Below are 1475 nucleotides of genomic sequence, written 5' to 3' on the forward strand. Positions count from 1 at the left end.
AGAAAAAGAGCTCCCACATACCTAGCCCTGCTTGGCTAGGTATGTGGCAATCTTCTTCATGTTCTGGCATGCGGCTGTGAGGAGAACTTGTTCACTCACATTCCGTTTTCCCCTCAACCTGCAATAGCGAAGCCCATGCAGCTGTTTTGAATCTGCAAAGCTTCGCTCTATTTTTTCTTTTCTTTTTTTATAGAGGGTTTTTCCTGAAACAGATAAACGATTTTGTCTGACCTTTTCTTTGTGGTCCTCCCATACATGCCGGGTGATGACCTTCTGGCGGTTCTTTGATCTTGTGCATTGCTGAAGCAATGGGCATGCGGAACAGGTTTCAGGATTTGATTTATATGACCGGTAGCCTTTTCGGTCAGTTGTTGAGTATGTAAGTACCTGCTGGTTCGGGCAAATGTAACTGTCTTTTTCACTGTCATAATGAAACTTCCATTTTGGAAACAAGCCCCTAGTAGGGTGATATCGTCTATGGGCAATGACGCCAAAAATATGGCGGTCAGCTAATCCTTTACAGATCGGAGTCGTTAAATAACCAGAATCAAGAGCGACGGCTTCTACTTCAAAATTAAATCGTGCCATTTGGTGGTCTAATCGGTCAAGATAAGGCACAGAATCATGGATATTTCCAGGCGTGACATAGGCGTCGGTGATAATGTTATGTTTCATATCCGTTGTTCGGTGATCTAAGTAAAAGAAACCCTCCGGTTTGTTTTCACGATACATATATCCACTTTCCGGATCAGTGGTACTGTGGCGGATACCTTTTTCAGCTTTCACCTCCTCTTTGGCCGGTAATGGCTTTTTTCCGTGATCCTCCCGATCTTCCTGGATGGCTTCATTTAAATCTTTGATATAGTTTTGTGTATCCTGTTCAATCGTTTTTCTTGTGTATTTGTGCTTGTTGGCATTGGCTTTCAGATGAGTTGAATCGGTGAAAAGGACACGTCCGCCCACCATGTCATGATTGATGGCCTGAAGAACGATCTCATCAAAAATGTCTTGGAAAATCGTTGTATCTTTAAAGCGTGTGCGTCTGTTCCAGCTGATGGTGGAGTGGTGCGGAACTGGGTCTTTGATATTCAGTCCCAAAAACCATCTGTACGCCATATTGTAGTAAATTTCTTTTTCAAGCTGCCTTTCTGAACGGATGCCGTAGAGGTATCCGATAAACATCATTTTGAATAAAATCAGCGGATCGAGTGAGGGGCGGCCTTTATTTTCACTGTAGTAAGGTTTAACCTTTTCAATGATGAAAGAAAAGTCTATGTGCTGATCAATTTTTCGAAGCAGGTGATCCTCTTCGACGAGTTGGTCAAGCAGAACAAACTCGGCTGCGTTTTGAGAAGAATTTCTTGTATGGAACATGAGAAAGACACCGTCCTTTTAAGTCTTTCTTTTATTTTATTACACGAGAATGGATATTTTAAGGAAAAATAAAGGCTGTCGAGATTTTCTCGACAGCCTGA

Annotated in this window: 1 protein-coding gene; it reads right to left on the reverse strand. The window is 42.3% G+C overall.

Going from position 1 to position 1475, the window contains the following annotated elements:
- Nucleotides 1-21 precede the first annotated feature (21 nt).
- Nucleotides 22-1374: an IS1182 family transposase gene (locus tag V6D41_RS21375; RefSeq protein ID WP_333519567.1), complete on the reverse strand. Its 1353-nt coding sequence runs from the start codon at nucleotides 1372-1374 to the stop codon at nucleotides 22-24.
- Nucleotides 1375-1475: the final 101 nt, after the last annotated feature.

The sequence above is a fragment of the Bacillus sp. 0102A genome (assembly GCF_036765155.1).
Lineage (GTDB): Bacteria > Bacillota > Bacilli > Bacillales > Bacillaceae > Bacillus > Bacillus subtilis_G.